24 protein-coding genes and 1 tRNA gene are annotated in these 24,180 nt (G+C 67.6%); 12 read left to right on the plus strand and 13 right to left on the minus strand.

Annotation, left to right across the window (positions count from 1 at the left end; all coding sequences use genetic code 11):
- The first annotated feature begins 295 nt into the window (after positions 1–295).
- Entirely contained in the window at positions 296–898 is a 603-nt protein-coding gene (locus tag DYI37_RS08195) for a YqgE/AlgH family protein (RefSeq protein WP_116682720.1), read from the plus strand.
- A 132-nt stretch (positions 899–1,030) separates the two neighbouring features.
- Here the strand turns inward: DYI37_RS08195 and DYI37_RS08200 are convergent, their stop codons facing one another.
- The 4 genes from DYI37_RS08200 to thrC form a co-directional block, all read right to left on the minus strand.
- On the minus strand, positions 1,031–3,970 hold the full coding sequence (locus tag DYI37_RS08200) for a putative bifunctional diguanylate cyclase/phosphodiesterase (RefSeq protein WP_116682721.1): 2,940 nt from the start codon (positions 3,968–3,970) through the stop codon (positions 1,031–1,033).
- Between the two features lie 73 nt (positions 3,971–4,043).
- Positions 4,044–4,556: a GNAT family N-acetyltransferase gene (locus DYI37_RS08205; protein ID WP_199520109.1), complete on the minus strand. Its 513-nt coding sequence runs from the start codon at positions 4,554–4,556 to the stop codon at positions 4,044–4,046.
- A gap of 82 nt (positions 4,557–4,638) precedes the next feature.
- Positions 4,639–5,961, minus strand: coding sequence for a M16 family metallopeptidase (locus DYI37_RS08210; RefSeq protein ID WP_116682722.1), 1,323 nt, complete (start codon positions 5,959–5,961; stop codon positions 4,639–4,641).
- Entirely contained in the window at positions 5,958–7,385 is a 1,428-nt protein-coding gene (gene thrC, locus DYI37_RS08215; RefSeq protein ID WP_199520110.1) for a threonine synthase, read from the minus strand. The genes DYI37_RS08210 and thrC overlap by 4 nt, the downstream gene beginning before the upstream one ends.
- 156 nt (positions 7,386–7,541) lie before the next feature.
- Between thrC and DYI37_RS08220 the strand changes: the two genes are divergently transcribed.
- The gene (locus DYI37_RS08220) at positions 7,542–8,105 is read left to right on the plus strand and encodes a hypothetical protein (RefSeq protein ID WP_116682723.1); all 564 of its coding nucleotides are present in this window, start codon (positions 7,542–7,544) and stop codon (positions 8,103–8,105) included.
- A gap of 60 nt (positions 8,106–8,165) precedes the next feature.
- Here DYI37_RS08220 and DYI37_RS08225 read toward each other — a convergent pair whose 3' ends face one another.
- The 3 genes from DYI37_RS08225 to DYI37_RS08235 all read right to left on the minus strand — a co-directional run bounded on the left by DYI37_RS08225 (position 8,166) and on the right by DYI37_RS08235 (position 10,274).
- On the minus strand, positions 8,166–8,567 hold the full coding sequence (locus tag DYI37_RS08225; protein WP_116682724.1) for a response regulator: 402 nt from the start codon (positions 8,565–8,567) through the stop codon (positions 8,166–8,168).
- Between the two features lie 307 nt (positions 8,568–8,874).
- Positions 8,875–9,420, minus strand: coding sequence for a hypoxanthine phosphoribosyltransferase (gene hpt / locus DYI37_RS08230; protein WP_116682725.1), 546 nt, complete (start codon positions 9,418–9,420; stop codon positions 8,875–8,877).
- Positions 9,417–10,274, minus strand: a complete 858-nt coding sequence (locus tag DYI37_RS08235; protein WP_116682726.1) for a hypothetical protein — start codon at positions 10,272–10,274, stop codon at positions 9,417–9,419. The genes hpt and DYI37_RS08235 overlap by 4 nt, the downstream gene beginning before the upstream one ends.
- 240 nt (positions 10,275–10,514) lie before the next feature.
- Between DYI37_RS08235 and ftsE the strand changes: the two genes are divergently transcribed.
- From ftsE to DYI37_RS08255, 4 genes are all read left to right on the plus strand, one after another.
- The gene (ftsE, locus tag DYI37_RS08240; protein ID WP_116682727.1) at positions 10,515–11,174 is read left to right on the plus strand and encodes a cell division ATP-binding protein FtsE; all 660 of its coding nucleotides are present in this window, start codon (positions 10,515–10,517) and stop codon (positions 11,172–11,174) included.
- On the plus strand, positions 11,158–12,156 hold the full coding sequence (locus DYI37_RS08245; RefSeq protein ID WP_199520111.1) for a cell division protein FtsX: 999 nt from the start codon (positions 11,158–11,160) through the stop codon (positions 12,154–12,156). The genes ftsE and DYI37_RS08245 overlap by 17 nt, the downstream gene beginning before the upstream one ends.
- Before the next feature lie 135 nt (positions 12,157–12,291).
- Positions 12,292–12,981, plus strand: coding sequence for a YdcF family protein (locus tag DYI37_RS08250; RefSeq protein WP_116682728.1), 690 nt, complete (start codon positions 12,292–12,294; stop codon positions 12,979–12,981).
- Positions 12,982–13,144: 163 nt separating this feature from the next.
- On the plus strand, positions 13,145–13,933 hold the full coding sequence (locus tag DYI37_RS08255; protein WP_116682980.1) for a lysophospholipid acyltransferase family protein: 789 nt from the start codon (positions 13,145–13,147) through the stop codon (positions 13,931–13,933).
- A 314-nt stretch (positions 13,934–14,247) separates the two neighbouring features.
- On the opposite strand, the gene DYI37_RS08260 is transcribed toward DYI37_RS08255, so the two are convergent.
- Positions 14,248–14,322 (minus strand) — tRNA-Val (locus DYI37_RS08260).
- A gap of 504 nt (positions 14,323–14,826) precedes the next feature.
- Positions 14,827–15,192, minus strand: coding sequence for a cell cycle two-component system response regulator CpdR (cpdR, locus tag DYI37_RS08265; RefSeq protein ID WP_116682729.1), 366 nt, complete (start codon positions 15,190–15,192; stop codon positions 14,827–14,829).
- Positions 15,193–15,413: 221 nt separating this feature from the next.
- On the opposite strand from cpdR, the gene DYI37_RS08270 reads away from it, so the two are divergent.
- Positions 15,414–16,313 carry an N-formylglutamate amidohydrolase gene (locus tag DYI37_RS08270; RefSeq protein ID WP_116682730.1) on the plus strand — a complete coding sequence of 300 codons (900 nt, stop codon included), beginning with the start codon at positions 15,414–15,416 and terminating at the stop codon, positions 16,311–16,313.
- A gap of 50 nt (positions 16,314–16,363) precedes the next feature.
- On the opposite strand, the gene DYI37_RS08275 is transcribed toward DYI37_RS08270, so the two are convergent.
- Both DYI37_RS08275 and DYI37_RS08280 read right to left on the minus strand, forming a co-directional pair.
- The gene (locus DYI37_RS08275) at positions 16,364–16,816 is read right to left on the minus strand and encodes a YaiI/YqxD family protein (protein WP_116682731.1); all 453 of its coding nucleotides are present in this window, start codon (positions 16,814–16,816) and stop codon (positions 16,364–16,366) included.
- Between the two features lie 105 nt (positions 16,817–16,921).
- Entirely contained in the window at positions 16,922–17,290 is a 369-nt protein-coding gene (locus DYI37_RS08280; protein WP_199520112.1) for a hypothetical protein, read from the minus strand.
- Between the two features lie 280 nt (positions 17,291–17,570).
- Here DYI37_RS08280 and DYI37_RS08285 point away from each other — a divergent pair, with 280 nt between their 5' ends.
- The 5 genes from DYI37_RS08285 (at position 17,571) to DYI37_RS08305 (ending at position 22,525) form a co-directional block, all read left to right on the plus strand.
- Positions 17,571–18,656, plus strand: coding sequence for an acyltransferase family protein (locus DYI37_RS08285; RefSeq protein ID WP_245413832.1), 1,086 nt, complete (start codon positions 17,571–17,573; stop codon positions 18,654–18,656).
- Between the two features lie 451 nt (positions 18,657–19,107).
- The gene (gene dnaJ / locus DYI37_RS08290) at positions 19,108–20,253 is read left to right on the plus strand and encodes a molecular chaperone DnaJ (protein ID WP_116682733.1); all 1,146 of its coding nucleotides are present in this window, start codon (positions 19,108–19,110) and stop codon (positions 20,251–20,253) included.
- Positions 20,254–20,481: 228 nt separating this feature from the next.
- The gene (locus tag DYI37_RS08295) at positions 20,482–21,102 is read left to right on the plus strand and encodes a class I SAM-dependent methyltransferase (protein ID WP_425365032.1); all 621 of its coding nucleotides are present in this window, start codon (positions 20,482–20,484) and stop codon (positions 21,100–21,102) included.
- Between the two features lie 205 nt (positions 21,103–21,307).
- Complete coding sequence (locus DYI37_RS08300; RefSeq protein WP_245413833.1) at positions 21,308–21,928, plus strand: class I SAM-dependent methyltransferase; 621 nt, start codon at positions 21,308–21,310, stop codon at positions 21,926–21,928.
- A 3-nt stretch (positions 21,929–21,931) separates the two neighbouring features.
- Positions 21,932–22,525 (plus strand): NADPH-dependent FMN reductase, encoded by a 594-nt coding sequence (locus DYI37_RS08305; RefSeq protein ID WP_116682734.1) that lies wholly within the window; start codon positions 21,932–21,934, stop codon positions 22,523–22,525.
- A gap of 38 nt (positions 22,526–22,563) precedes the next feature.
- On the opposite strand, the gene DYI37_RS08310 is transcribed toward DYI37_RS08305, so the two are convergent.
- Entirely contained in the window at positions 22,564–23,577 is a 1,014-nt protein-coding gene (locus tag DYI37_RS08310) for a LacI family DNA-binding transcriptional regulator (RefSeq protein ID WP_116682735.1), read from the minus strand.
- A gap of 101 nt (positions 23,578–23,678) precedes the next feature.
- A complete protein-coding gene (locus DYI37_RS08315; RefSeq protein ID WP_116682736.1) occupies positions 23,679–24,128 on the minus strand; it encodes a MarR family winged helix-turn-helix transcriptional regulator in 450 nt (149 codons plus the stop codon).
- Positions 24,129–24,180: the final 52 nt, after the last annotated feature.

Below are 24,180 nucleotides of genomic sequence, written 5' to 3' on the forward strand. Positions count from 1 at the left end.
GCGGCTCCGCTGCGGTGGCGGGCGGGAATGCCGGCCCCGAAGGCCTTCGCGGGGCCATGCGCCATCGCGCGCGCCGGGGACGCGAGCGCCGCGCGCCATGACGTGACCTCGCTCGGGCGATTTGCGGACTGGCAAAACCATGGCCGCGATGTCACCTTAGGAAGACCCAAGCCGAAGGCGCGGCACGGGCCAGACCCGAGCGCCGCCGCCCGAAGCACCTGTTTCGACGCGTGATGTCGTCCGTCCGGTCCCTCCCTGTCCCGGCAGCATCGCGCCTTCACCGGAGACGAGCCGCGTGCCCTCGAAAGTCAGCATCAGCGAGACCGCAACCTCCCTCGAAGGCCATTTCCTCATCGCCATGCCGGGGATCGAGGGAGAGCCGTTCGAGCGGACGGTCATCTATCTGTGCGCCCATTCGCCCAACGGCGCGATGGGCTTCATCATCAACAAGCCGCAGCCGACGAGCTTCACCGAACTCCTCACCCAGCTCGGCATCGTCGAGAGCGAGAGCGATATCCGCGCGCCTTCGAGCGCCCTGTCGGTCTCGGTCTGCCGGGGCGGGCCGGTGGAGCAGAGTCGGGGCTTCGTCCTCCATTCGGCCGATTACGATTCCGAATCCACCGTCGCCGTCGACGAGGACGTGGCGCTGACGCCGACGACGGATATCCTGCGCGCGATCTCGCAAGGGGTGGGACCGCGCACGGCGATCATGGCGCTCGGCTATTCGGGATGGGCGCCCGGACAATTGGAGGAGGAGATCGCCCAGAACGGCTGGCTCACCTGCAAGGCCGATCTCTCGATCGTCTTCTCCGCCGATCTTTCGGAAAAATACGAGCAGGCGCTGGCTCTCCTCGGCATCAACCAGGCCTTCCTCAATGCAGAGGCCGGCCACGCCTGACCCGGGAGGGGGAGGAGCCATGGGAGACGGCCAAGGGCCGAGACGGGGGCCGCGGGCCGTGCGCCCGCCTCTCTCGTCCCCTTCGCCGACGCGCCGTCTCCCGCCGCGCTTCCACACCCCTTACGCACCCCCTTACGCGGTGCGCTTCAGGCCTGAGTCCTTTGCTAGAAGCGCCTGGCGCGCCTCTTCCTGATTGAGGGGCTTGGAGAACAGGAAGCTCTGCCCGAAATCGCAGCCCATCTCGCGCAGGCTCGCGGCATCGTCCCGGCTCTCGATGCCCTCCGCGACGATCCTCAGGCCGAGATCCTGGGCCATCGTCACGATGCTCTTCAGGATCACCGGCCGCTGGGGCTGGGCGTTGTGCCTGAGGAAGGACTGGTCGATCTTCAGCGTGTCGAAGGGGAAGCGCATCAGATAGGCGAGGGAGGAATAGCCCGTGCCGAAATCGTCGAGCGACAGGCCGACGCCGAGTTCGACGATCCGGGCGAGGAGCTGGGCCGAGAGCTCGGGATTGTCCATCACGAGGGACTCGGTCATCTCCAGCTTCAGCGAAGCCGGCGGCAGGCGGTAGCGCGTCAGCACCGTTTCGACGTCCGAGATCAGGTCCTGGGTGATGAGCTGGCGGCTCGACACGTTGACCGACATGAAGAGCGAGGTGTCGCCGGTCACCCGGTGCCAGTCGCTGAGGCGCTTGGCGGCTTCCTCGAGGGCGAACTGGCCGATCTGGATGATGAGCCCGGAGCGCTCGGCGAGGGGCACGAACTCGTTCGGCGAGATCTTGCCGCGCCTTGGATGATCCCAGCGGATCAGCGCTTCGAAACCGGCGATCCGGCCGTCCTCCAGCGCGATGATCGGCTGGAAGGCGAGCGTCAGCTCGTGCCGATCGAAGGCGCGCCTGAGATCGGTCTCCAGCGCGATGCGCGAGGAGCCGATGGCCTTGTAGGACGGGCGGAAGGGCTCGATCCGGTCGCCGCCCATCCGCTTGGCCTGATGCATTGCGAGATCGGCCTCCATCACCGCTTCCGGCGCCGTCTGGTCCGCGGACCAGCCGGTGAGACCGATCGAGCCCGTGAGCACGATGTCGCGGTCGGCAAAGCCGATCGGGGCCGACAGCGCCTCGCGCATGCGCTCGGCCGCCGCCGCCACGCCGTCGGCCGTCGTCTCGGAGAGGAGGATCGCGCCGAACTGGTCGCCAGAAAGCCGGGCGAGGGTGTCCTGCGCCTTCAGCACCCGCTTCAGGCGCCGCCCGAGGGTGAGCAGGATCGTGTCGCCGGTGGCAAGTCCGAAATCGTCGTTGACCTGCTTGAACCGGTCGATGTCGATGACGAAGACCGTCGGCTGGACCTCCTGGCAATCGGCGGCGAGGCGGTTGACCGCCTCCAGCCGGTCCATGAACACCTCCCGGTTGGGAAGTCCGGTGAGCTGATCGACGAGGGCATCCTGCAACAGCCGGTCCTCGGCCTTCTTGGCGGCCGTCACGTCCTTCAGCGTGCCGACGCAGCGCATCACCTCGCCGTCGGTCCCCAGCATCGGCCGGGCCCGCAGCGCCAGCCAGTGATAGTGGCCGTCGGCATCGCGCACCCGGAAGTCCTGATGCATGCGGCCGCGCCGATGTTCCAGGATGGTGTCGAGGGTGAGCTTGAAGCGGTCGCGGTCGTCGGGATGAAGAATCGGCAGCCAGTTGCGCGCCGGCCCGTTCATCTTCTCCACAGGAAGAGCGGACAGCATGTCCCCGTCCGAATCGATGAAGATGCGGTCGCGGGGAATGTCCCAGTCGAAGATCGCATCGCCCGAACCCGACAAGGCGAGGGAGCGGCGCTCCAGATCGGAGACGAGGCCTTCGGCGAGCGTTCCGCCGGCAAAGCCGTGCTGCATGACGGTGAAGCCGATGAGGAGCACGATGAGGACGAGGCCGCCGCCGAGCGCCGGCTGGATGATGTCGTTGGAGACCCGGCCGGTGACCGTGAGCCAGGCGGCCCAGACCCAGACGATGAGGAGGAGCCAGGTGGGCAGCAGCATCACCGCCCGGTCGAAGCGCTTGAAGCTCAAGGTGAGGATCGCGGCGAGGCCGAGCGCGGCCGTCGCGCCGATCGACAGGCGCGCGATGCCGGCGGCGCTCACCGGATCGAAGAGCACGTAGACGCCGAGCGCGGCGGCGGCCGCCAGAACGAGGCTGGAGACGATCGTCAGATAGCCGTGCCAGCGATTGAGGGTGAGATAGGCGCACAGGAAGAGGAGGAGGGTGAAGAGGAAGGACACCTCGACCCCCGCCCGCCAGACCGGCTCCTGGCCCGGTGCGAAGGGAATGAGCTTTTCCCAGAACTGGAAGTCGATGCAGATATAGGCGAGCACCGACCAGGAGAGGGCGGCGGCGGCCGGGAACATCGCCGATCCCTTGATGACGAAGAGAATCGTCAGGAAGACGGCGAGGAGGCCGGCGATGCCGAGCACGATGCCGCGATAGAGGGTGAAGGCGTTGACGTTCTCGCGATAGGTGGCCGGCTCCCAGAGCCTGACATCGGGCAGGCGCTCGGCCGAGAGTTCGGCGACGAAGGTCACGATTGCGCCCGGATCGAGCGTGACGAGGAATTCGTCGGCCTCGCTGGAAGGCTGGCGTTCGAGCGCGAAGCCCTGGCTCGGCGTGATGGCGGCAATGCGCTGGGAGCCGAGATCGGGCGACAGGACGCCCGATCCTGCGAGCTTGAAATGGGGGGCGACGATCAGCCGGTCGATCTGCTCGTCGCTCTCGTTGGTGAGCGCGAAGACGGCCCAGTCGCCGTTCGAGTCCGGGCTCGTCGCATCGATCTCGATGCGCCGCACGATGCCTTCTGGGCCGGGAACCGCCGAGACCTGGAAATTGCGTCCGGCATTGCGGTGGATCTCCATCGCCGGCTGCAGGTTGATCACCGCCTCGTTGGGCGAGACGGCGACGACGTCGAGCGCGCGGGCGGACGGCGCGAGAAAGACGAGCGCCGACAGAAGGGCGAAGACGAAGAGGACGGCGCGGCGAAGAGAGGCGTTCGATCCGGCAAGGATCAGCGCCGCTCCGTCTCTGCGTGCGCCGGCGGTCATGGCAGGGTCTGGTGAAGCCGGCACGGCGTACTCGATGCTCTCATCTCGTGTCTGTCCCGTCTGTCGCGTCCGATCACGGCCATTCTTCGGCAAGCAGCGCGTAGAGGTCATGATCTTCCCAGGTTCCGGCGATCTTCAGATATCGCCGCAGCCGACCCTCGCGGGAAAAGCCGCAACGCTTCAAAAGCGCCACCGAGCGCCCGTTGGAGGGCAGGCAGGTGGCCTCGACCCGGTGCAGGCTCTCGCTGGCGAAGGCGAAGCGGGTCACCTCCGTCACCGCCTCGCGCATCAGGCCCTGGCCGGCGAATCGTTCGCCCATCCAGTAGCCGAGCGTGGCGACCTGGGCGACTCCACGCCGAATCTGGCCGAGCGTCAACCCGCCCATCAGCACGCTCCCCTCGCGGTCGAACACGAAGAACGTCCATCCGCTGCGCTGGTGCACATCGCCGTAATAGCGCCGCAGCCGCGCCCGGTAGGCCCTCAGCGACAGCTCGTCCGCGGTCCATTCCGGCTCCCAGGGGCGCAGGAAGCCCTGGCTCTCGCCGCGAAGGCTCGCCCAGGCCTCGTAGTCTGCGCGCTTCGGCATCCGCAACAGGACGCGCTCCCCGATCAGGACCGGAGACCGGGGCCTGACCAGGGAATCGAGGAGATGCACGACGCGCCCTGCCTCAGGCGAGGCCCGCAAGGCGCGGTCGCTGGTCGCCGGCGCCCGCAAGGGGCGAGACGAGCGCGTCGGCGCCGGCGAGCTTGTCGAGCTTTCCGATGGCGGCAAGGGTCGGGACGCCGTCGACGAAGAGACGGCCGGCCAGATCCTTCAGGCGGCCGGCATCGATCGCCTCGATGCGCTCGATCAGCTCCTCATTGGTGATGATCGACCCGTTGAACATCAGCTGGCGCGCCATCTGGCCGGCCCGCATGGACGGGCTTTCCTGGCCCATCATCAGGCTGGAGCGCATCTGGGCGCGCGCCCGGCGCACCTCGTCCTCGCCGATCGCCTCGCAGGCCCGTCCGAGTTCCTGGACGATCGTCTCGCCGAGTTCGGCAAGCTCGTCCTCGCCGGTCGCGGCATGGATGCCGAACAGGCCGGAATCGGAGAAGCTCCAGTGGAAGGCGTAGATCGAGTAGCAGAGGCCGCGCTTCTCGCGCACCTCCTGGAAGAGGCGCGAGGACATGCCGCCGCCCAGAACCATGGAGAGGACCTGGGAGGCGTAGAAATCGCGCTTGTAATAGGGCCGGCCCTCGAAGCCGAGGACGAGCTGGGCATCGGCGAGGTCGCGGTTCTCGCGGAACTCGCCGCCCGTATAGGTGGCCGGACGGCGCTCGGATGCGCCGGATGCGGCGGGGGAGGCGACGATCTCGTGCGACCTGCCGGCAAAGAGCGCCTCGACCTGGGCGCTCACCGCGTCGTGGTCGACGGCACCGGCCGCCGAGACCACGATCCGGTCCGGACCGTATTGCCGCTTCAGATAGGATCTGAGGTCGTCGGAGGTGAAGCCGGTGACGCTCTCGCGCGTGCCGAGGATCGGGCGTCCGAGGACCTGGTTGCCGAAGGCGGTCTCCTGGAAATGATCGAAGACGATGTCGTCGGGCGTGTCCTCGGCCGCGCCGATCTCCTGCAGGATCACGTGCTGCTCGCGCTCCAGCTCGGCCGGATCGAAGCGCGAATTGAGGAGGATGTCGCCGAGAATGTCGATCGCGAGCGGCACGTCGGCCTTGAGGACGCGGGCATAATAGGAGGTAGATTCGACGCTGGTGCCGGCGTTGAGTTCGCCGCCCACGTTCTCGATCTCCTCGGCAATACCCCGGGCGCTGCGCCGGTCGGTGCCCTTGAAGGCCATGTGCTCGAGGAGATGGGCGATGCCGTGCTCGTTCTCCTCCTCGTCGCGCGCGCCCGACTTCACCCAGAAGCCGAGCGCGGCGCTTTCGAGATTGTCCATGCGGTCGGTGATGACCGTGACGCCGTTGTCGAGGCGGGTGAGGTTCCGGGTCATCGCACCGCCTCGCCGGCCTTGGAGCCCGCGCGCGAGCGTTCGCGCACGAAGTCCTGCAGCGCGCCGAGATCGTTGGGAAGGCCGTCGAAGGTCTCGCGCTTCTGCATCAGGTCCCCGTGGCTGGGCGGAAGGGCGGGAGACCTGCCGCAGGCCTTCTCGACCGCATCGGGAAACTTCGCCGGATGGGCCGTCGACAGGGTGACCATCGGCGATGCGCCCATGCGCTCCTCGGCCACGTGGACGCCGACGGCCGTGTGCGGGTCGAGGAGATAGGCGCAGTCTTCCAGCACCTCGCGGATCACCGTCGAGGTCTGCGCCTCGTCGCAGCGTCCGGCGTCGAACTCGGTGCGGATCGCCTCGATCACGGGATCGGGCAAGGTGAAGGAGCCGCTCTGGGAGAGCTGCTGCATCAGCCGGCGCACGAGATCCGCGTCCCGTCCGCTCGCCTCGAAGACGAGCCGTTCGAAATTGGAGGAGACCTGGATGTCCATGGAGGGCGACATGGTGGCGACGACCCCGTCGGTCTCGTACCGCGCCGTGCGCAGGGTGCGCTCCAGGATGTCGTTGGCATTGGTCGCGACGATCAGCCGGTCGACGGGAAGGCCCATGCGCTTGGCCGCGAAGCCCGCGAAGATATCGCCGAAATTGCCGGTCGGCACGGTGAAGGAGATCGTGCGGTCCGGCGCGCCGAGGCTGGCGGCGGCGGTGAAGTAATAGACGATCTGGGCCATGATCCGGCCCCAGTTGATCGAATTGACGCCCGACAGGCCGACCTCCTCGCGGAAGCGCCGGTCGTTGAACATGGCCTTCACGAGAGCCTGGCAGTCGTCGAAGGTGCCCTCCACCGCGACGGCGTGCACGTTCTTCGCCCCGGAGGTCGTCATCTGGCGCTGCTGCACCGGCGAGACGCGGCCCTTGGGGAACAGGATGAAGAGATCGGCCCGCTCGCTCGCCGCGAAGGCGGCGATCGCCGCGCCGCCGGTATCGCCCGAGGTCGCGCCGACGATGGTCGCGCGCTCGCCGCGTTCCGAAAGGACATGGTCCATCAGCCGCGCGATGAGCTGCATGGCGACGTCCTTGAAGGCGAGCGTCGGGCCGTGGAAGAGTTCGAGGAGGAAGTGGTTCGCCCCGATCTGGACGAGAGGAGCCACCGCCGGATGGGGGAAGGTGGCATAGGCCTCGTCGATCATGCGCTTCAGGTCGGCTTCGGAAATGTCCTCGCCGACGAAGGGGCTGAGGACCGCGAAGGCGACGTCGGCATAGGGAGCCCCGCGAAATCCGCGGATCGTCTCCGGGTGAAGCTGCGGCCATGCGGTCGGCACGTAGAGCCCGCCATCGCTCGCCAGCCCCGCCAGCAAGGTATCGGCGAAACCGAGACGGGGAGCATCTCCCCGCGTACTTACATATTCCACGTGATCTCCCATGCAGGTTCGGCGCAAACGCCTCTTCAGGCCTTGCCTGCCTTGGCAATGTCATGTTGCGGCGTCAAAGCCAGCGATTGACGTCCGTCGCCGGGCGCTCATGTCAGGCTTGGCACAAGGGTATAGACCCTCGGGGAAGGGAAAGGGAAGAACCGATCGATGAACCATGGTAAGCGGAAACGCTCGTATCTGTCCCTGGCGGGCGTCGGCATGGCCGCCATGCTCGCCGCCTGTTCCTCCTCCGGCCAGGGCGAGGGTCTGAACGAAACGGCGGCCAGCCTCGGCGCCCCGCCGCCGCCCGCCAACCAGGATACGAGTTTTGCCGCCTTGGGCGAGCCCGCTCCCTCCTGTCCCAAGGTCCAGGTGCGCGACGGCACCAACATCCTCGACAAGGAGGTGGACGGCCAGCTCGCCTACAGCGCCAACATCATCGGCGCCCAGGCCACCTGCCGTATCGTCGACGGTCAGTTCCGCATGAAGGTGGATGTGGGCGGGCGCATCGCGCCGGGCCCCGCCGGACCCGGGGCGGTGGAGCTTCCCCTGCGCATCGCCGTCCTGCGCGGCGACGACGTGATCTATTCCGATCTCGGCCGCGTTCCGACCACGGCCTCGGGCACCAACGCCCAGAATTTCAGCTATACCGACGAGCGGATCGCCTTCGCGCCGCCGCGCGACCAGACGATCACCGTGTTCACGGGCTTCGACGAGGGCCCGCCCCAATAGGCGGCACCGCTCCGGCCTGACCTCACTCGCGAAACCTTCGGAAAAAAGGGCGGCGCGCCCTCAGGCGTAGGCCCGCCCGGGACCGCGCGCATCGAGGCCGCCCGCCACGAGTTCGCTGACGCGCGTGCGCACGCTCTGGATGGCGAAGGGCTTGTCGAGCACGTCCTCGATCACCGCCGCGAGACTCTCGGCCGCTTCCTTCTGCTCGGCATAGCCGGTCATCAGAACGATCTTGATCTGCGGCCAGCGCCGCGCGGTCTCGTGGGCGAGCTCGATGCCGGTCATGGCCGGCATGCGGATATCGGACAGGACGAGATCGACCCGCCCGTCCATTTCCTCCAGAAGCTCGAGCGCCTCGACGCCGTCCTCGGCTTCGCAGACATCGTGGCCGTCCATGCGCAGGGCGCGGGACACGAGATGGCGCACCGCCTGCTCGTCTTCCGCAACCAGTATCTTCGCCATGTCCGATCTCTCCTGATCCGTCTTCGAACCGTATCGGTCCCGTTGTCGGGGTCCGTCCCGCGGGAAGCGGGGGTGGTCGGGACGGGAGCTCGTCCCACTCCGGCGCTCGGACCCACAAGCGAACATCGCCTGTTCTGAAGGTCTAAAGCCAAAGCCTTGATCGAAAGTTTCACTCCGAACTTGCGCGAGGCTGGATTCGGCGCGGCCTTGTCGGACGCACAGCGAAGCTCACCCAAGGGCACTTCCCCGCCGGATGTCCGGCCCGCTCCGGCCCCCTGTCGCCCGTCGCCGTGATGGCGCGGCTCTCTCAATCCTCCGTCACGGCCCCGACGAAGGGCAGTTCGCGGAACCTGTAGCCGGCATCCATTCCGTAGCCGGCCACGAACTTGTCGGGGCAGACGAAGCCGAGATGATCGGGCTCGATATCGGCCTTGCGATGGCCGCGCTTGTCGAGGAGGACCACCGAGCGGACCGAGCGCGCGCCGCGCGTGCGGGCAAGGTCCCCGGCGAAGGCGAGGGTGCGCCCGCTCTCGAGGATATCCTCCACGATCACCACATCGCGCCCGGCGACCGATCCCTCGATATCGCGCGTCAGGCGCAGCTCGCCGCTGGTGCGGCCCGCGCCGTAGCTCGAGACCGACAGGAAATCGACCTCCGGCGAGACGCCGAGGCGGCTGAGCGCGCGGATGAGATCGGCGGTGAAGACGAAGGCGCCCTTCAGCACGCAGAGAACGAGAAGGCCGGCGCCGTCCTTCGGCAGGCCCGCCTCGATCTCCCTTGCGATGCGCTCGACCTCGCGGGCGATCTCCGCCTCGCCGAACAACTCCTCGATCCGCTGACCCGAAACGATCATTTCGCCACCTGCGCGCCCACCGGCCGCAGCGAGACCTCGAAATTTTGGGCCGCGACGGCCGGAAGAAGGACCGAGGACGAGAAGCTAAGGCTCTCGCCCGCCCCGACCGCCCGCCGGGCGACGTCGAGGCGGCGGACGATGCGCCGGCCGGCCGGATCGGAAAGCACGATCTCGATCGGCGGGGCGAGGACCGCGTCTGGCGAGCTGTTGGAGACCCGGCCCGAAACGGTGAGCACGGGTTCCCCGTTGCGCGCCGAAATCTCGGTGGCGAGATCGCCGAAGGTCAGGCCGTCGCCGGACCCGGTCTCGATCGTCAGGGGTTCGCGCGCCCGCGTCGCCGCATCGCCGGTCAGCCCGAAAACGCTCGGCAGGACGAAGAGAAAGGCCGAGATCACCCCGGCGACCAGCGCGATGGCGAGCGGCAGGTTCGAGGGCTCGGTAACAGGCCCCTCGGCCGCATCCTTCGCGCGCGGCCCGCCATGGCGGAAGAGATCGACCTCCGGTTCCGTGCGGCGCTTGAAGAAGGAGGGGGCATGGCCGCCGGGCACATGCGAGCGCGCCGGGGCCTGCACGAAAGGCGCATTCGGTCGCGAGGGCGTCTGCGTCTGCGGCTGGGCGGCGCCATGGGGACCGCTGCGCCGGCCCGCGCCGTGCCCCGTGACGCCATGCCGAGATGAGCCATACCCCGAGGCGCCATGCCCCGATTGGCCGGCAAAGACCGGCCGGTCGCCGCCTTCGCCGAGCCTGCGGGCGCTGCCCTCGATCACCAGGGGGCGGCGACGCGGCCCGCTTGCCTGCGGTCCGGCGGGGCGGGATGTCTCGGACGGATTGTTCCGTTCATGCATTGCGATCATGCCTCGAAAGGGGCTCGGTCATGGTTTCGGTTTCCCGTTTACCAATCATTCGAGCCTCGCGCGAGGCTCGCGCAGGGTGAAGGGTCGATGATCGCCGAGCCTTGAGTTCGCGTTCGGCCCGGCCGGCCGCGAACGGGCGGGCGTGGCGGCCCGCCGGAGTTTCGCCGCTTTTGGGGCGGAGGCGTTCGCGGCACGCCACCCTTGCGAAAGACACCATTCGAATTCGGGACAGAGAATTTCGTGATCAGGTTCGATCAGGTCGGTTTGCGCTACGATGCGGGTGAGGAAATCCTGAGCGATCTCGACTTCGAGATCCGCAAGCAGTCGTTCCAGTTCCTCACCGGCCCCTCCGGCGCGGGCAAGACGAGCCTCCTGCGCATGCTCTTCCTCGCGCTGAAGCCGACGCGCGGATCGATCAGCATGCTCGGCCGCGACGTCGCGACCCTGTCGCGCCGCGACCTTCCCTCCATCCGCCGGCGGATCGGCGTCGTTTTCCAGGATTTCCGCCTCCTCGATCACATGACCACCTTCGAGAACGTCGCCCTGCCGCTGCGCGTGCGCGGACGCTCGGAGGCGAGCTATCGCCAGGACGTCGTCGATCTCATCGAATGGGTGGGCCTCGGCGCGCGGATGAACGCCTATCCGGCGACCATGTCGGGCGGCGAGAAGCAGCGCGCCGCGATCGCCCGCGCCCTCATCGACCAGCCGGACATCCTCCTTGCCGACGAGCCGACCGGCAATGTGGACCCGCCGATGGCGCGCCGGCTCCTGCGCCTCTTCCTCGAACTCAACCGCACCGGAACGGCCGTCGTCATCGCCACCCACGATTTCGGGCTGATGGACCAGATCGGCGCACGGCGCCTCGTCCTCGGGGAGGGCCGTCTTGTCATCCAGGACTGATTTTTCCTCGGGCTTCCAGCCGGCCTTCGACCGGGTCCGCACGATCGTCGAGGCGAGGGCGGGCGAGCGCCAGACGCCGATCGTGCCGCCCGGCAACGTGGCCGGACGCGCGCTCGTCATCACCGTCGCGATCATGACCTTCCTCGCCAGCCTCACCATCGGCGCGGTCAGCCTCGTCTCCAAGACGGCCGCCGAATGGCAGAACGACATCTCGCGCGAGATCACCGTCCAGGTCATCCCGCGCGAAGGGCTCGACATGGATGCGGCGCTCTCCTCGGTGGAGGAGGTCGCCCGCGCCACGTCCGGCGTGACGGCGGCCGCGCGCCTGACGGACAGCGCCACCTCCCGGCTTCTGGAGCCCTGGCTCGGCGGCGATCTCTCCCTCGACGAACTGCCCGTGCCGCGCCTCGTCGTGGTCTCGATCGATGCCGGCGCGCCGCCCGATTTCGACGCCCTGCGCACGCGGCTCCAGAGCGAGGTGCCCGAGGCCCGGCTCGACGATCACCGGGCCTGGGTCTCGCGCCTCGTCGCCATGGCGAGCGCGATGATCCTCACCGGCATCGGCGTCCTCGTCCTCGTCCTCGTCGCCACCACGCTGACCGTGGTCTTTGCGACGCGCGGCGCGATGGCCGGCAACAAGCAGATCGTCGAGGTGCTGCACTTCGTCGGGGCGCGGTCCGAATTCATCGCTGCCCAGTTCCAGACCCATTTCCTGCGCATGGGTCTCATCGGCGCGCTGTTCGGCGGCTCGGCGGCGGTCGTCCTGTTCTGGATGATGGGTCTTTGGACCGAGAGCAATCAGGCCCGGCCCGAGGCCGACCAGATCTCGGCGCTCTTCGGCTCCTTCGCGATCGGCTGGAGCGGCTATCTGGGCGTCGCCTTCGTCATCGTTCTCGTGGGCGGGCTGACCGCGCTCACCTCGCGTTTCACGGTGGTGCGGCAATTGTCGCTGATCGACATGCTATCGCCTGTGGAAAACTGAACGCTAGTTTTAAGGGTTCGATCCTTTGCGCAGGTCCGGCATCAGCTTGCGTTTCTAGACAATGAGACCGGTGGGCCCGGTCGCGAACGCCATTCGGGAAGAGGCCGAAGCCAAGATGTCGATGGGAGCAGCCCGATGAAGAGGAATGAAGAGGGGAGCGCGCGCATCGCCTGGTCGCAGAAGCTGCGCCGCGATCGTCGCCATCGCTTCGCCCTCGTCGGCCTCCTCGTCTGCGTCGCGGCCGGCTTCCTCGCCGGCGGCTTCCTGCGCTTCGCCGAGGCGACGGCGGAAGCCTCGAAGATGGAGCCGGTTCCGACGGCCGATGCGATCGTCGTCCTCACCGGCGGCGCCAACCGCATCGAGCGGGCGCTCTCGCTCCTCAAGGACGGTCACGGCAAGCGGCTTCTGATCAGCGGCGTCAACAAGGAAACCAGCATCGGAGCGCTCGCCCGCACCACCAACACCGATCGCGCCTGGTTCGACTGCTGCGTCGATATCGACGTCGCCGCCCTCGACACCGCCGGCAATGCGGTGGAAGCCATGCGCTGGGCCGACAGCCACGGGTTCCGCGACCTCATCCTCGTCACCAGCGACTATCATATCCAGCGCTCGATGATCGAGTTCGACCGGGTGAGCGATGTGGAGCGGATCACGCCGGTCGCCGTGCGTCTCGACGATCTGTGGCATGACGGCTCCGTCCCCACCCGGCGCGGGCTGGAGGTGCTGGTGACGGAATATGCCAAGCTGATGGCCGCGCGCCTGCGTGCAGCGGTCACCTCCGGCGGGCCGATCGTCTCCTCGGCCAATGCCGGGTCCCCGGCCTGAGGGCTCCGGCCCCTTTCGTCTCGCGGAAACGACCTTCCCCATGGCGCGCCCGAGCCACGCGAAGCGGGCCGGACCGCATCTTGGCGGTTGACCGGCCGCCCGCGATGAGCTTTCGACAGGCTCGCGCCGGTGCATCGCCGCGTTCATGCCAGAGGGCCATTTCATGCTGATCCTGCGCTCCGTCGCGTTCCAGATCGTCTTCTACGCCAATTTCGTGGTCCGCATCCTTCTCGCCGTGCCGGTGATGCTGTTCGGCTCGGAGGCGGCGAACTGGCGGGTGATCAATGCCTGGTGCCGGTCGAGCCTGTGGATCCTGGAGCATGTGGCGGGCACCCGTTCCCGCTTCGACGGCCTCGACCAGCTGCCGAAGGGCCAGGCGATCATCGCCTCCAAGCACCAGTCCTTCTGGGAGATCATCGCGCTCGTGCCCCATCTCGACCGGCCGAGCTTCATCCTGAAGAAGGAACTGATGAGCATTCCGCTCTTCGGCCATTACGCCAAGGTGATGGGAATGATCCCGGTCGACCGCGCCAAGCGCGGCGGCGCGATCGCCTCCATGCTCGAAAACGCCCACAAGGCGGTCAAGGAAGGCCGGCAGATCGTCATCTTTCCCGAAGGCACGCGCTCGGCGCCGGGCTCGGCCCCCGACTATCGCCAGGGCATCTACCGGCTCTACGAGGCGCTCGATCTTCCCGTGGTGCCGGTGGCGCTCAATTCCGGCCTCTACTGGCCGCGCAAGGACGTGCGGCGATGGAAGGGGACGATCCGCGCCGAGTTCCTGCGCCCCATCGAGCCCGGCCTCTCACGCCTCGATTTCTTCGAGGCGCTGCGCGGGTCGATCGAGGCGCGGTCCGGCGCCCTTCTCGCCACCGCCTATCGCGAGGACGGCCTTGCGCCGCGCACGCCCGAAGGCCGCCGCCGGCTCGACGAGGTGATGGCGGCCGAGACCTGAGACGGAGGGCTGGCGATCGTTGGAACGGCTTGCGGTTCGAAGGAGACCGGGTCGCAAGTGTCGAAAGGACTCGGAACGCGATCCGATGACGATTCCGGAGGATGCCCGCGCAAGGCCGATCGATCGAGTGCGACCCGCTCGCTGCGTGCCGGCAGCGATCACGGATGCCATGAACCGGCAGATCGAAGGTCGTTTCCGCTGGCCGTTATGGCGCCGGAAGCTGGGCTGACACCCCAGTTTCACCCCGATTTGCGAAACCGGTTGATCGTTCACCGTGGCGGTGAATCGAAAGCCTGATTGTCTGGGGGATCGGATGGTGGGCGTGACAGGGATTGAACCTGTGACCCCTTCGATGTCAACGAAGTGCTCTCCCGCTGAGCTACACGCCCATCCGACGGATGGCGGTAGACCATAGGGTCGCGCGCCGGTCAAGTGCGATTATCGGGAAATTTCGCAGCCGTGCCGCCCGGCGCCGGACAAGGCCCGGTGCGGGGCGGCAAGCGGGAGGATGACAAGCCCGTGACAGGCAGGGCGAGGGGAGCGAGAAGGCCGTTCGGCGCCTTCAGCGCCGGCCCGGTTCGCGACAGCGGGCAGCGAGCGCTGCGAGGGCAGGCGCGACCACAAGGATTGGGAGGCTGCGGCTGCGCGCCGGCCTTCGACCGAGGATCGAACCCAACCGTCAGGCCGGTTTTCGGATCGCCCGGTGCGCCGTCGTGGAAACCGTGCCCCGGCCGGAATGCCGAAACCGGGATCGACGCTCGAGTAATTATACAGGCGCCCGCCGGTCGGGGCGGGCGCGCAGAAGAGGGTGGCGCGGCAGGGCGCAGGCGCGTTCCGTCAGGCGGCGGCGAGGGCGCTTCGTGCGAACCCGTGACCGGCCGGCCGGGATCGTCTCAGGCGGCGTCTTCCAGCATCCGGCCGACTTCGTCGACGAGCTCGCGCAGATGGAAGGGCTTCGACAGGATCTTCGCATCCTTCGGCGCCTTGGAATCCGGGTTGAGGGCGACGGCGGCAAAGCCCGTGATGAACATGACCTTGAGGTCGGGGTCGAGCTCCGTCGCCCGCCGCGCGAGCTCGATACCGTCCATTTCCGGCATGACGATATCGGTCAGGAGCAGCGAGAACGGCTCCTCGCGCAGCCGCTCGTAGGCGCTGCCGCCATTGTCGAAGGAGACGACGTCGTAGCCCGCCCGCTCCAAGGCCTTGGCCAGGAAACGGCGCATGTCGTTGTCGTCTTCCGCCAGCAGAATTTTCGTCATCGTCGGTTTCCAGGTTGCTGAAGCGTGACGCTTTCGTGAAAGCGTCCATGTCTCGGCCATCTCTATAGCAGAATGCGACCGCGAAACCTAAGAAGATTGGAACTTGAGGGTTAAGACGCTATTTTCGGTCAAGGTCCGACAGATGGCGGCCGGTCGAAGCTCTCGCTCCGCATCGTCCTCGCCGACGAGATTCGATCCGCGAGGCAGACGAGAGGAAGTTTTTGGTTTCCGTTCCCACCATCACGACGGCCGAGGGTGAAAGGCCCGCCTTCCTCGTTACGCGGCCGGACAGCCTGCGCACGCCCTTGGTGTTCTGCTCGCCCCATTCGGGACGCCATTATCCGCTCTCCTTCGTCGAGGGATCGCGGCTGTCGACGGATCTCATCCGCCGCTCGGAGGACCTGTTCGTGGACGAACTCTATCGGTTCGTGGGCGAGATCGGCGCGCCGATGATCGCGGCGAGCTTTCCCCGCGCCTTTCTCGACGTCAATCGCGAGCCCTACGAACTCGACCCGCAGATGTTCACGGGCGATCTGCCGGAGCATGCGAACACGCGTTCGGCCCGCGTCGCCGGCGGTCTCGGCGTCATTCCGAGGATCGTCGCCGAGAACACCGAGATCTATCGCGAGCGCCTGACGGCAGCCGAGGGGCTCGCCCGGATCGAGACCTATCATCTGAGCTTCCACGAGGCGCTCGAGGGCCTCATTGCCGAGACGAAGCGCGTGCACGGCATGGCGATCCTTGTCGACTGCCATTCCATGCCCTCCACCGTGCGGCCGGCCCAGGGCGGGCGCCGGCCCGACGTCATCATCGGCGATCGCTACGGCACCAGTGCCGCCGCCGGTCTCGTCACCCTTCTCACCTCCGCCTTTTCGAGGCAGGGCTACGGCGTTGCCCGAAACAAGCCCTATGCCGGCGGCTACATCACCGAGCGCTACGGCCGCCCGGCCATCGCGGAGCATGCCCTGCAGGTGGAATTGTGCCGGGGGCTCTATGCCGACGAGCGGAGCTTCACGAAGTCGGAGGGGTTCGATCGCCTCGCGGCCGATCTCCGGGCGGTCTTCGTGAGCCTTGCCGAGGGCGTTCGCCAGTACTACTCCCGCGCCATCGCCGCCGAATAGGACGGCCGAATGGGCGAGGCCCGTCTCGCGGTTTTTTCGCCCGTCCGCCGTCAGTCCTGCGGAAGGCGTTTCAGGAGCCGGTCGAGGCCGCTCATGAAGCGGGAGCGGTCGGCAGGCAGGAAGGCGGCGTTGTAGCCCTTCGATTCCCCGGTCTCGCGCAGGTGCTGTGAGAAGGCGCGCATGGCGAGAGCCTCGCCGATGGTCTCGGCCGTGAACTCGCGGCCCGTCGGCCGGATCGCGGGCGCGCCCTTTTCCAGGACCCGAGCCGCGAGCGGAATATCCGTCGTCACCACCACGCTCCTCGGATGGCAGGCCTCCACGATCCAGTCGTCGGCCGCGTCCGCCCCCGACGGCACCGTGACGATCCGGGCATCGGGAAAACGCGAGGGGCGCATTCCGCCATTGGAGACGAGCACCGGTTCGGCCCCGTGACGGCAGGCGATCTCGATCGCCTCGTCCTTGACCGGGCAGGCATCGGCATCGATCAGAACCTGTTTATCCATCGCCGTCCATGCTCGCATACGAAAAAGGCGCCCCGAACAAAGGTCCGGAGCGCCGAAAAGGCAAGGCTCTTCTCTATGAAAGCCGCCGATCCGAGGGATCGGGTCTTACTGGGTCGTGCCGGTGCTGCTGCCCGTGCCGGTGCCCGTCGTCGTCGAGTTGTTCTGGTTCTCCATGGCCGGGTCCGTCGCGGTCGTGCCGCCCGTCGTGCCCGTCGTGCCCGTGCTGGTGCTGGTGCCCGTATCGGTGCCGGTCGTCGAGGTCGTGCCGGTGGTCGAGCCCGAGGTGGTGTCGGTCGAGGTCGTGGACCCGGTATCGGCCGGTGCGGTCGTCGTGGCCGCCGGCTCCTCGGCTGGCGTCGCCGTGTCGCTCTGCGTCGTGGTCTCGGTCGTCTCGCTGGAATCGCCGCAAGCGGCAAGGCCGAGCGTGCTGACGGGAATGACAGCGGCGAGAATGAGATGACGAAGCGGCATCATGAGCGGTCTCCTGTTGAGATCAAATTGATGTTTCCCGGACAACTTGAACCGCCCGATTTTGGTTCCAGCGCCGCCGTCCTCACGTTTTCTCGATGAGCCCCGCGCCCGCCGGATGGATCGGGGCCGGGAGGGACCCCCGCCGCCGGGCCGTCCTCTTAACCTCGTTTCAACCTTTCATTTGCAAGCTGCCCGATCGGTGCCTTCTATAGGGTGGTCGTTCCATCATCGATCACGGGGCCTTTCGTCGGTCCCCCCAAACCCGTCGAGGGAGTCTCTCCCGGTGTATTTCAAGGTCTTCGACTGTTGGCGGTTCGCGGCGGCGCTGCTCGTCATGATCTACCATTTCCTGTTCTGGGGACCGGCCGAGACCAAGGCGGGGATCGATTTCCTCTACCGGCTGCTGCCGCTCCTCGACATGTTCTTCATGATCTCCGGCTTCTTCATCACGAGCCGCTATGCGAGCCGTCTGGAGACCCTGTCGGACTACGGCTCCTTCTTCCGCCGCCGCGTCGCGCGGCTCTATCCGCTGCATGTCCTGACGACGATGTTCTTCGTCGCGGTCGCCCTCTTCGCCTTTGCGAACGGCGCGCAGAACTATCCCTGGCGCTCCGATTTCGAGCTTCTGCCCTACGCGCTGTTCGGTCTCCACGCCCTGGGTTTCACCGATACGCTCGGGCTCAACTACGTCACCTGGTCGGTCAGCGCCGAATTCTTCTCCTATGCGATGTTCCCGCTCATCGTCCTCGCGCTGCGCTGGCGCGGCACGGCCGGGCTCGCCGCCCTCGTCGCCGTCTATCTGACGGGCCTCGAGATCGCGTCCTCGCACGGCGTCTTTCCGAGCGGGCACTGGACGACGGCGGATACGATGGGGGCCTACAGGGCGTTCGCGGACTTCATGATCGGCGGCCTCCTTGCCCGTCTCGTCGCCCGCAGCAGCCTCGCGCTCACCTCGCCCCTGCCGGGCATCGCCTTCATGGCCTGCGCGGTGATCGCCATGATGGCGCTCGCCCCCTGGTATGTGAGCTTCGGCCTCATCATCGTCTCGCTCTATCTCAGCGCGCTCGCCGAGACCCGGGCGCCCGATTCCACCCGCGCGATCGCCTTCGTGCTGCCGGTCACCGCCGCCTCCTTCAGCATCTATATCTGGCACCCGGTCTTCGAGTTCTTCTTCCTGCGCGTCCTCTGGGACCGCTGGCTGGCCGAGACCGGCTCGGTCAACTTCTACGCCTTCATGATCCTGCCGATGATCCTGACGATCCTCGTCGGCGTCCTGTCGGTCCGTTTCCTCGAGCCCCGGCTCGCCCATCTCGTCGCCGGTCCCCGGCCGGCCGGAACCCCGAGGACCGGAGCCGTGCCGACGACATGAGGGCGGCCGGCCCTTGCGGCATCGGACCGAAAGCCCTGTGGGGAGACTTCGAGGCTTCCGCGCGCCGTCCGTCCCCATGGGCCTCTTTTCCCACGGTCGTCCTTTCCGCGTGGCCCGTCTTCCCGCATGGTATGAAAACCGCTCGCGCTGTGGTATCGGCGCGCGACCATTCCTACATCGCGTGACGGCGCGAGAGATCGGGCCGATGCCTCGCGGCAAGCGTGGCGGCGGACCGTGCCGGCTCTCCTTCGCGCATCCTCGCCGCCATCGCGGCGGTCATGGCATGGCGGCCGCCCATGGCGGTTGAGACGGAATTCGAAGAGGGCCGGGGGCGCGTCGGCGTCTGCGGCCGAAGACATTTGAACCTTTGGCGACGAAGGCGAGGCGACATCCGGCGCGACGGCCGGACCGGCGCCCCTCGATGCCGAACCGGAACAGTTTGGAAGTTGGAATGAAGGCCGATTACTACGAAACGCTCGGCGTGTCCCGCGACGTGGACGAGAAGGGCCTGAAGAGCGCGTTTCGCAAGCTCGCCATGCAGTATCATCCGGACAAGAACCCGGGCGATGCGGCGGCCGAGGCCCGCTTCAAGGAACTCGGCGAAGCCTATGAGGTGCTGAAGGACCCCCAGAAGCGTTCGGCCTATGACCGCTTCGGCCATGCCGCCTTCCAGAACGGCGGCGGCGGCGGTGCCGGCGGCTTCCGCGGCGACTTCTCCTCCTCCATGGCCGACATCTTCGACGATATTTTCGGCGAGATGATGGGCGGAAGGGGCCGGGCCCGTTCGGCCGGCGGCGCATCGGGCCGCGAGCGCGGATCGGATCTGCGCTACAACATGGAGATCAGCCTCGCCGAGGCCTTCACCGGCAAGACCGCCGAGATCTCCGTGCCGACGACCATCCAGTGCGACGCCTGCACCGGCTCGGGCGCCCGCCCCGGCACGACGCCCTCTTCCTGTCCCACCTGCGGCGGCGTCGGCCGCGTGCGCGCCGCGCAAGGCTTCTTCTCCATCGAGCGCACCTGCCCCACCTGCCAGGGCAAGGGCAGCGTCATCACCGATCCGTGCGGCAAGTGCGGCGGCGACGGCCGCCTGCCGGAGGAGCGCACGCTCCAGGTCAACATTCCCGAGGGCATCGAGGACGGCACCCGCATCCGGCTCGCCGGCGAGGGCGAGGCGGGCCTGCGCGGCGGGCCTGCCGGCGATCTCTACATCTTCCTGTCGATCGCCCCGCACGAATTCTTCCAGCGCGAGGGCGCCGATCTCTACTGCACCGTTCCCGTCTCCATGACGAAGGCCGCCCTCGGCGGCTCCTTCGAGGTGCAGACCATCGACAACGGCACGGCGCGGGTGAAGCTGCCCGAAGGCACCCAGTCGGGCAAGCAGTTCCGCCTGCGCGGCAAGGGCATGCCGGTGCTGCGTTCGCCCCAGGTGGGCGACCTGTTCATCGAGGTCGCGATCGAGACGCCGCAGAATCTCTCCAAGCGCCAGCGCGAACTTCTCGAGGAATTCGACGAGATCGGAAATCACGAGAACTCGCCCCAGTCGAACGGCTTCTTCTCGCGGATGAAGGAATTCTTCGAGAATCTCAGCGACTGAGGGGCCGGTCCTTGCGGCGCCCCGAACCCGCCATGCCGGGTTTTTGAGCAGCCGCACGCCCCGTCATGGCTACATTCGGGTCGCGGCTTCCTATATGAAGGCGCGGACCCGCCGAATCGTTCGGGAGCGGCGGGAGACATCGAACGACCAACGGGGTTGAACGCGCGCATGTCTCTACTGGAGCCCCTTTCGCCGTCGGTCCGTCCGACCGAGGCACAGGAACGGGCGTTGCGCCGCAGGGCCCGGCGCAGCGAGCGCAGCCTTTCCGACGAGGCCCGCTTCTTTACCACATGGCTTCGCCGTCCGCTCACCATGGGCGCGGTCTCGCCCTCCTCGCGCCAGCTCGGCGAGACCATGGCCGCCTATGTTCCCGACCCGTCGGGCTTCGGCGAGACCTCTCTCGTTATGGAACTCGGTCCCGGCACCGGCGTCGTCACCGAATGCCTGATCGCGCGCGGCGTGCCCGAGGACAAGCTCGTCCTCGTCGAATATTCCGCCGAATTCTGCGCGCTTCTGAGGCTGCGCTTCCCGCGTGCGACCGTCGTTCAGGGCGATGCCTATGCGATCGCCGCCGATGTGCGCTCCGTCATCGGCCCAGCGCGCCTTGAGGCGGTCGTCTCCGGCCTGCCGCTCCTGACCAAGCCCGATGCGGTGCGCGAGGAGGTGGTGAGCCGCTGCCTGAGCGCCATGGAGCCCGGCGCCCCCTTCATCCAGTTTTCCTATTCCCTCACCCTGCCTGTGAAGCCCGGCGAGATCGGCGCGAGCGTCGAGACGAGCGGCTGGATCAAGCGCAACCTGCCGCCCGCCCGCGTCATCGCCTATCGCAGGGCGTCCGGCGGCACGGCCTGAGGGCAGGGCCGGCCGCCCGCGGGACGGGTGTGATCGCTGGCGAGGCGGGACGGGCGGTACCGACTTTCGCGACCCGCCCCGCCTTGCCGCCCGGCCGGATGCGGCTAGAACTGTTCGAGAGCGCTCTGATGCAGTGCAGCAGGGCGCGGACGACGAACCGACGATGCGCGCCGGGCCGCGCCCGCGCCGAGCCATGGGAAGAGTGATGCCAGACAATTCGCACATCCTCGCGCGAGACGGAAAGAACGGCGATTTCGGCCCGTTCTTCGCCAACTGGATCCGGCACCCCATCGCCATGGGCGCCGTCGCCCCGTCGAGCAAGGCCTATTGCCGCAAGATGGTGGATAAGGCGAGCACGGAACTCGACGGGCCGATCCTCGAACTCGGTCCGGGTCTCGGCGCGGTGACGCGTGCGCTTCTCGAAAAGGGCGTCGATCCGGCGCGCATCACCTCGATCGAGTACGAGCCGAAATTCGCCGATGCGCTGAAGCGGCGGTTCCCGGAGATCACCGTGATCCAGGGCAACGGCTTCGATCTCGATGCGACCCTCGGCGAGCGGCGCGACGAGAAGTTCGCCGCGATCCTCTTCGCCATCCCCATCGTCTCCGAGAAGGCCGAATGGCGCCAGACGCTCTTCCGCGACTACTTCTCGCGCCTGCGCTCAGGGGGCAACATCACCCAGCTCTCCTATATGTGGACGCCGCCGGTGCCCGCCGTTCCGGGCGTCTTCTCGGTCTCCTCCACCGATATCGTCTGGAACAATATTCCGCCCGCGCGGGTCTGGATCTACGAGCCCGATCTCGCCTTTTCCGAGATCGATGCCTGAGACATGAATCCGAAGATCGCCATCATCGCCGGCTCCAAGCGGTCCGGCTCGCACAACAAGCGTCTGGCGATGGAGGCCGCGCGTCTCCTCGGCAAGACCGATGTCAAGCTGACGCTCCTCGATCTCGCCGATTATCCGATGCCGATCTATGACGGCGACGACGAGGCCGAGCGCGGCATCCACGAGAACGGGATGAGGCTCGCCGAGCGCATCGCGCGCCAGGACGGGCTGCTCATCGTCTCGCCGGAATACAACTCCTCCGTGCCGCCGATCCTCAAGAACGCGATCGACTGGGCAAGCCGCGTGCGGCGCATCGAGGGCCGTCCGGTCCAGCCCTTCAAGGGCCTCGTCGTCGCGCTCGCCTCGATCTCCCCCGGCCAGGGCGGCGGCATGAAAGGTTTGGAGGCTTGGCGGCCCATCATGCGCTCCGTCGGCGCCGAGGTGATCACAACCCAATGCGCGGTTCCCCATGCGGGCCAGGCCTTCGACGAGGAGGGAGCGCTCGCCGACGACGCCATGCGCCTGCGCTTCGACGCCATGCTGGAATCCCTCATCGACGTCTCGCGCAGCCTCGCCCGGACCCACGACCAGTTCTGAGGCGTCTCAAGGCATCGCCTTTGGGAAAGCGGGAAGCTCTAACCCCGGAAGCGGCTCGAATCGCGGATCTTGAGGGTGGGGCGGATCAGCACCGTCTCCTCGCTCGGCGGATTGCCCGCCAGCCGGTCGAGAAGGGCGCCCGCCGCCCGGTGGCCGACCTCGGCCTGTCCGTTGGAAACGGTGGAGAGGGAGGGCGTCGCGATGCCCGCCTCCTCGATGTCGTCATAGCCGATCACCGCGATATCGGAACCGGGCGTCAGCCCCGCGCGGGCGAGCCCGTACATGAAGCCGAGGGCGACGAGATCCGAAAAGCAGACGGCCGCCGTCGGGCGATCGTCCATCTTCGCGAAGGCGAGGCCCGCCTGGAAGCCGGCATCGCGGCTGCGCGGCCCCTCGATGCGCCATTCGGGACGCGGCTCGATCTCCGCCTTGCGCAGCGCCGAGCGCCATCCGGCCGCCCGGTCGCGGCCCGTTGAGGTCTGCTCCGTGCCGCCCACCATCGCGATCGCCCGGTGGCCGTCCGCGATCAGGTGGTCGACCGCCAGCGCCATGCCGAAGGCGTCGTCGCCGCGAAAGCCGCAGACGCCCGCGCCCTCGATGGTGCGCGCGATCAGCACCGTCGGCAGGTCGTTGCCCTCGGCGAGCTGAATGTCGGCGGCGGGCGTTCCGACGGCCGGCGACAGGATCAGCCCGTCGGCGCCCAGCTGAAGGAGCGTATCGACGAAGGCGCGCTGCTTCGACAGGTCGTCGTAGTGATTGGAGAGGATGAAGGTCTGCCGGCGCCGGTCGAGCTCGTGCTCGACATATTTCAGGATCTCGCCGAAGAACGGGTTCATGACGTCGTGGACGCAGACGCCGACGATCCCCGAGCGCGAGGTGCGCAAGGAGGCGGCCCGGCGATTGTAGATATAGCCGAGATCGCGCGCGGTCTGCTTGATCTTGTCCCGCGTCTGATCGGCGACGAGCGGGCTGTCGCGAAGGGCGAGCGAGACGGTGGCGGTGGACACGCCCAGCTCGTCCGCGATCGTCGATAGTTTGACCTTCTGCGCCACCGGCCCTCGTCACGCCCTCGTCATGTCGTCGCTCGATCTATCGCAAATGCGAAGCCAAAGCGCAAAGGCGCAGCTTGTCCGCCGGAACAAGGCACGGGCGGTCAAGGCGTTTCCTCGCCGGGACCGGCTCCGCCCAGATTGTCCTCGATGCGGCGAAGAAGCTTGCGCAGCACCTTCTGCTCCTTGGCGTCGAGCCCCTTCAGCGCGATCTTGCGCAGGCGCTTCTTCAGGGTCTTCACCTCACCGGCCACCATCCGGCCCTCGGTGGTGAGGAAGGCGTGGTTCTGGCGCGCGTCCCCCGTGCCGGCCCGCTTCTCGACGAAGCCCTGGGCCGAAAGCCGCGCGATGGTCTTCGTCACCGTCGGCGGGCGCACGGCGAGGAAGGCTGCGAGATCCTTCAGCGAGATGCCCTCGTTCTCGCGCAGGACCAGAAGCATCGTGTCCTGGCCCGGATGAAGGCCGAGGGCGGCGAGTTCGGCCGAGCCCGCCCCGCGCACGGCGCGCGCGGTCATGAGCACCTGTCCCGTCACATCCTTCTTGCCATCGGCCATGCCGCACCCTCTCCTCTTCGCCGCGACCATGGCGAGAAATCCCGTCTTGTCC

This window comes from Fulvimarina endophytica (genome assembly GCF_003403015.1).
Classification (GTDB): Bacteria; Pseudomonadota; Alphaproteobacteria; order Rhizobiales; family Rhizobiaceae; genus Fulvimarina; species Fulvimarina endophytica.

Coding starts and splice junctions, on each gene's coding strand:
- DYI37_RS08220 (WP_116682723.1), top strand. CDS start 7,542: ATGAACCATGGTAAGCGGAAACGCTCGTATCTGTCCCTGGCGGGCGTC.
- DYI37_RS08210 (WP_116682722.1), bottom strand. CDS start 5,961: ATGACCCGGAACCTCACCCGCCTCGACAACGGCGTCACGGTCATCACC.
- dnaJ (WP_116682733.1), top strand. CDS start 19,108: ATGAAGGCCGATTACTACGAAACGCTCGGCGTGTCCCGCGACGTGGAC.
- thrC (WP_199520110.1), bottom strand. CDS start 7,385: ATGGGAGATCACGTGGAATATGTAAGTACGCGGGGAGATGCTCCCCGT.
- DYI37_RS08250 (WP_116682728.1), top strand. CDS start 12,292: ATGAAGAGGAATGAAGAGGGGAGCGCGCGCATCGCCTGGTCGCAGAAG.
- DYI37_RS08280 (WP_199520112.1), bottom strand. CDS start 17,290: ATGATGCCGCTTCGTCATCTCATTCTCGCCGCTGTCATTCCCGTCAGC.
- DYI37_RS08255 (WP_116682980.1), top strand. CDS start 13,145: ATGCTGATCCTGCGCTCCGTCGCGTTCCAGATCGTCTTCTACGCCAAT.
- DYI37_RS08205 (WP_199520109.1), bottom strand. CDS start 4,556: ATGCCGAAGCGCGCAGACTACGAGGCCTGGGCGAGCCTTCGCGGCGAG.
- DYI37_RS08235 (WP_116682726.1), bottom strand. CDS start 10,274: ATGATCGCAATGCATGAACGGAACAATCCGTCCGAGACATCCCGCCCC.
- hpt (WP_116682725.1), bottom strand. CDS start 9,420: ATGATCGTTTCGGGTCAGCGGATCGAGGAGTTGTTCGGCGAGGCGGAG.
- DYI37_RS08300 (WP_245413833.1), top strand. CDS start 21,308: ATGCCAGACAATTCGCACATCCTCGCGCGAGACGGAAAGAACGGCGAT.
- cpdR (WP_116682729.1), bottom strand. CDS start 15,192: ATGACGAAAATTCTGCTGGCGGAAGACGACAACGACATGCGCCGTTTC.
- DYI37_RS08225 (WP_116682724.1), bottom strand. CDS start 8,567: ATGGCGAAGATACTGGTTGCGGAAGACGAGCAGGCGGTGCGCCATCTC.
- DYI37_RS08275 (WP_116682731.1), bottom strand. CDS start 16,816: ATGGATAAACAGGTTCTGATCGATGCCGATGCCTGCCCGGTCAAGGAC.
- DYI37_RS08200 (WP_116682721.1), bottom strand. CDS start 3,970: ATGACCGCCGGCGCACGCAGAGACGGAGCGGCGCTGATCCTTGCCGGA.
- DYI37_RS08315 (WP_116682736.1), bottom strand. CDS start 24,128: ATGGCCGATGGCAAGAAGGATGTGACGGGACAGGTGCTCATGACCGCG.
- DYI37_RS08305 (WP_116682734.1), top strand. CDS start 21,932: ATGAATCCGAAGATCGCCATCATCGCCGGCTCCAAGCGGTCCGGCTCG.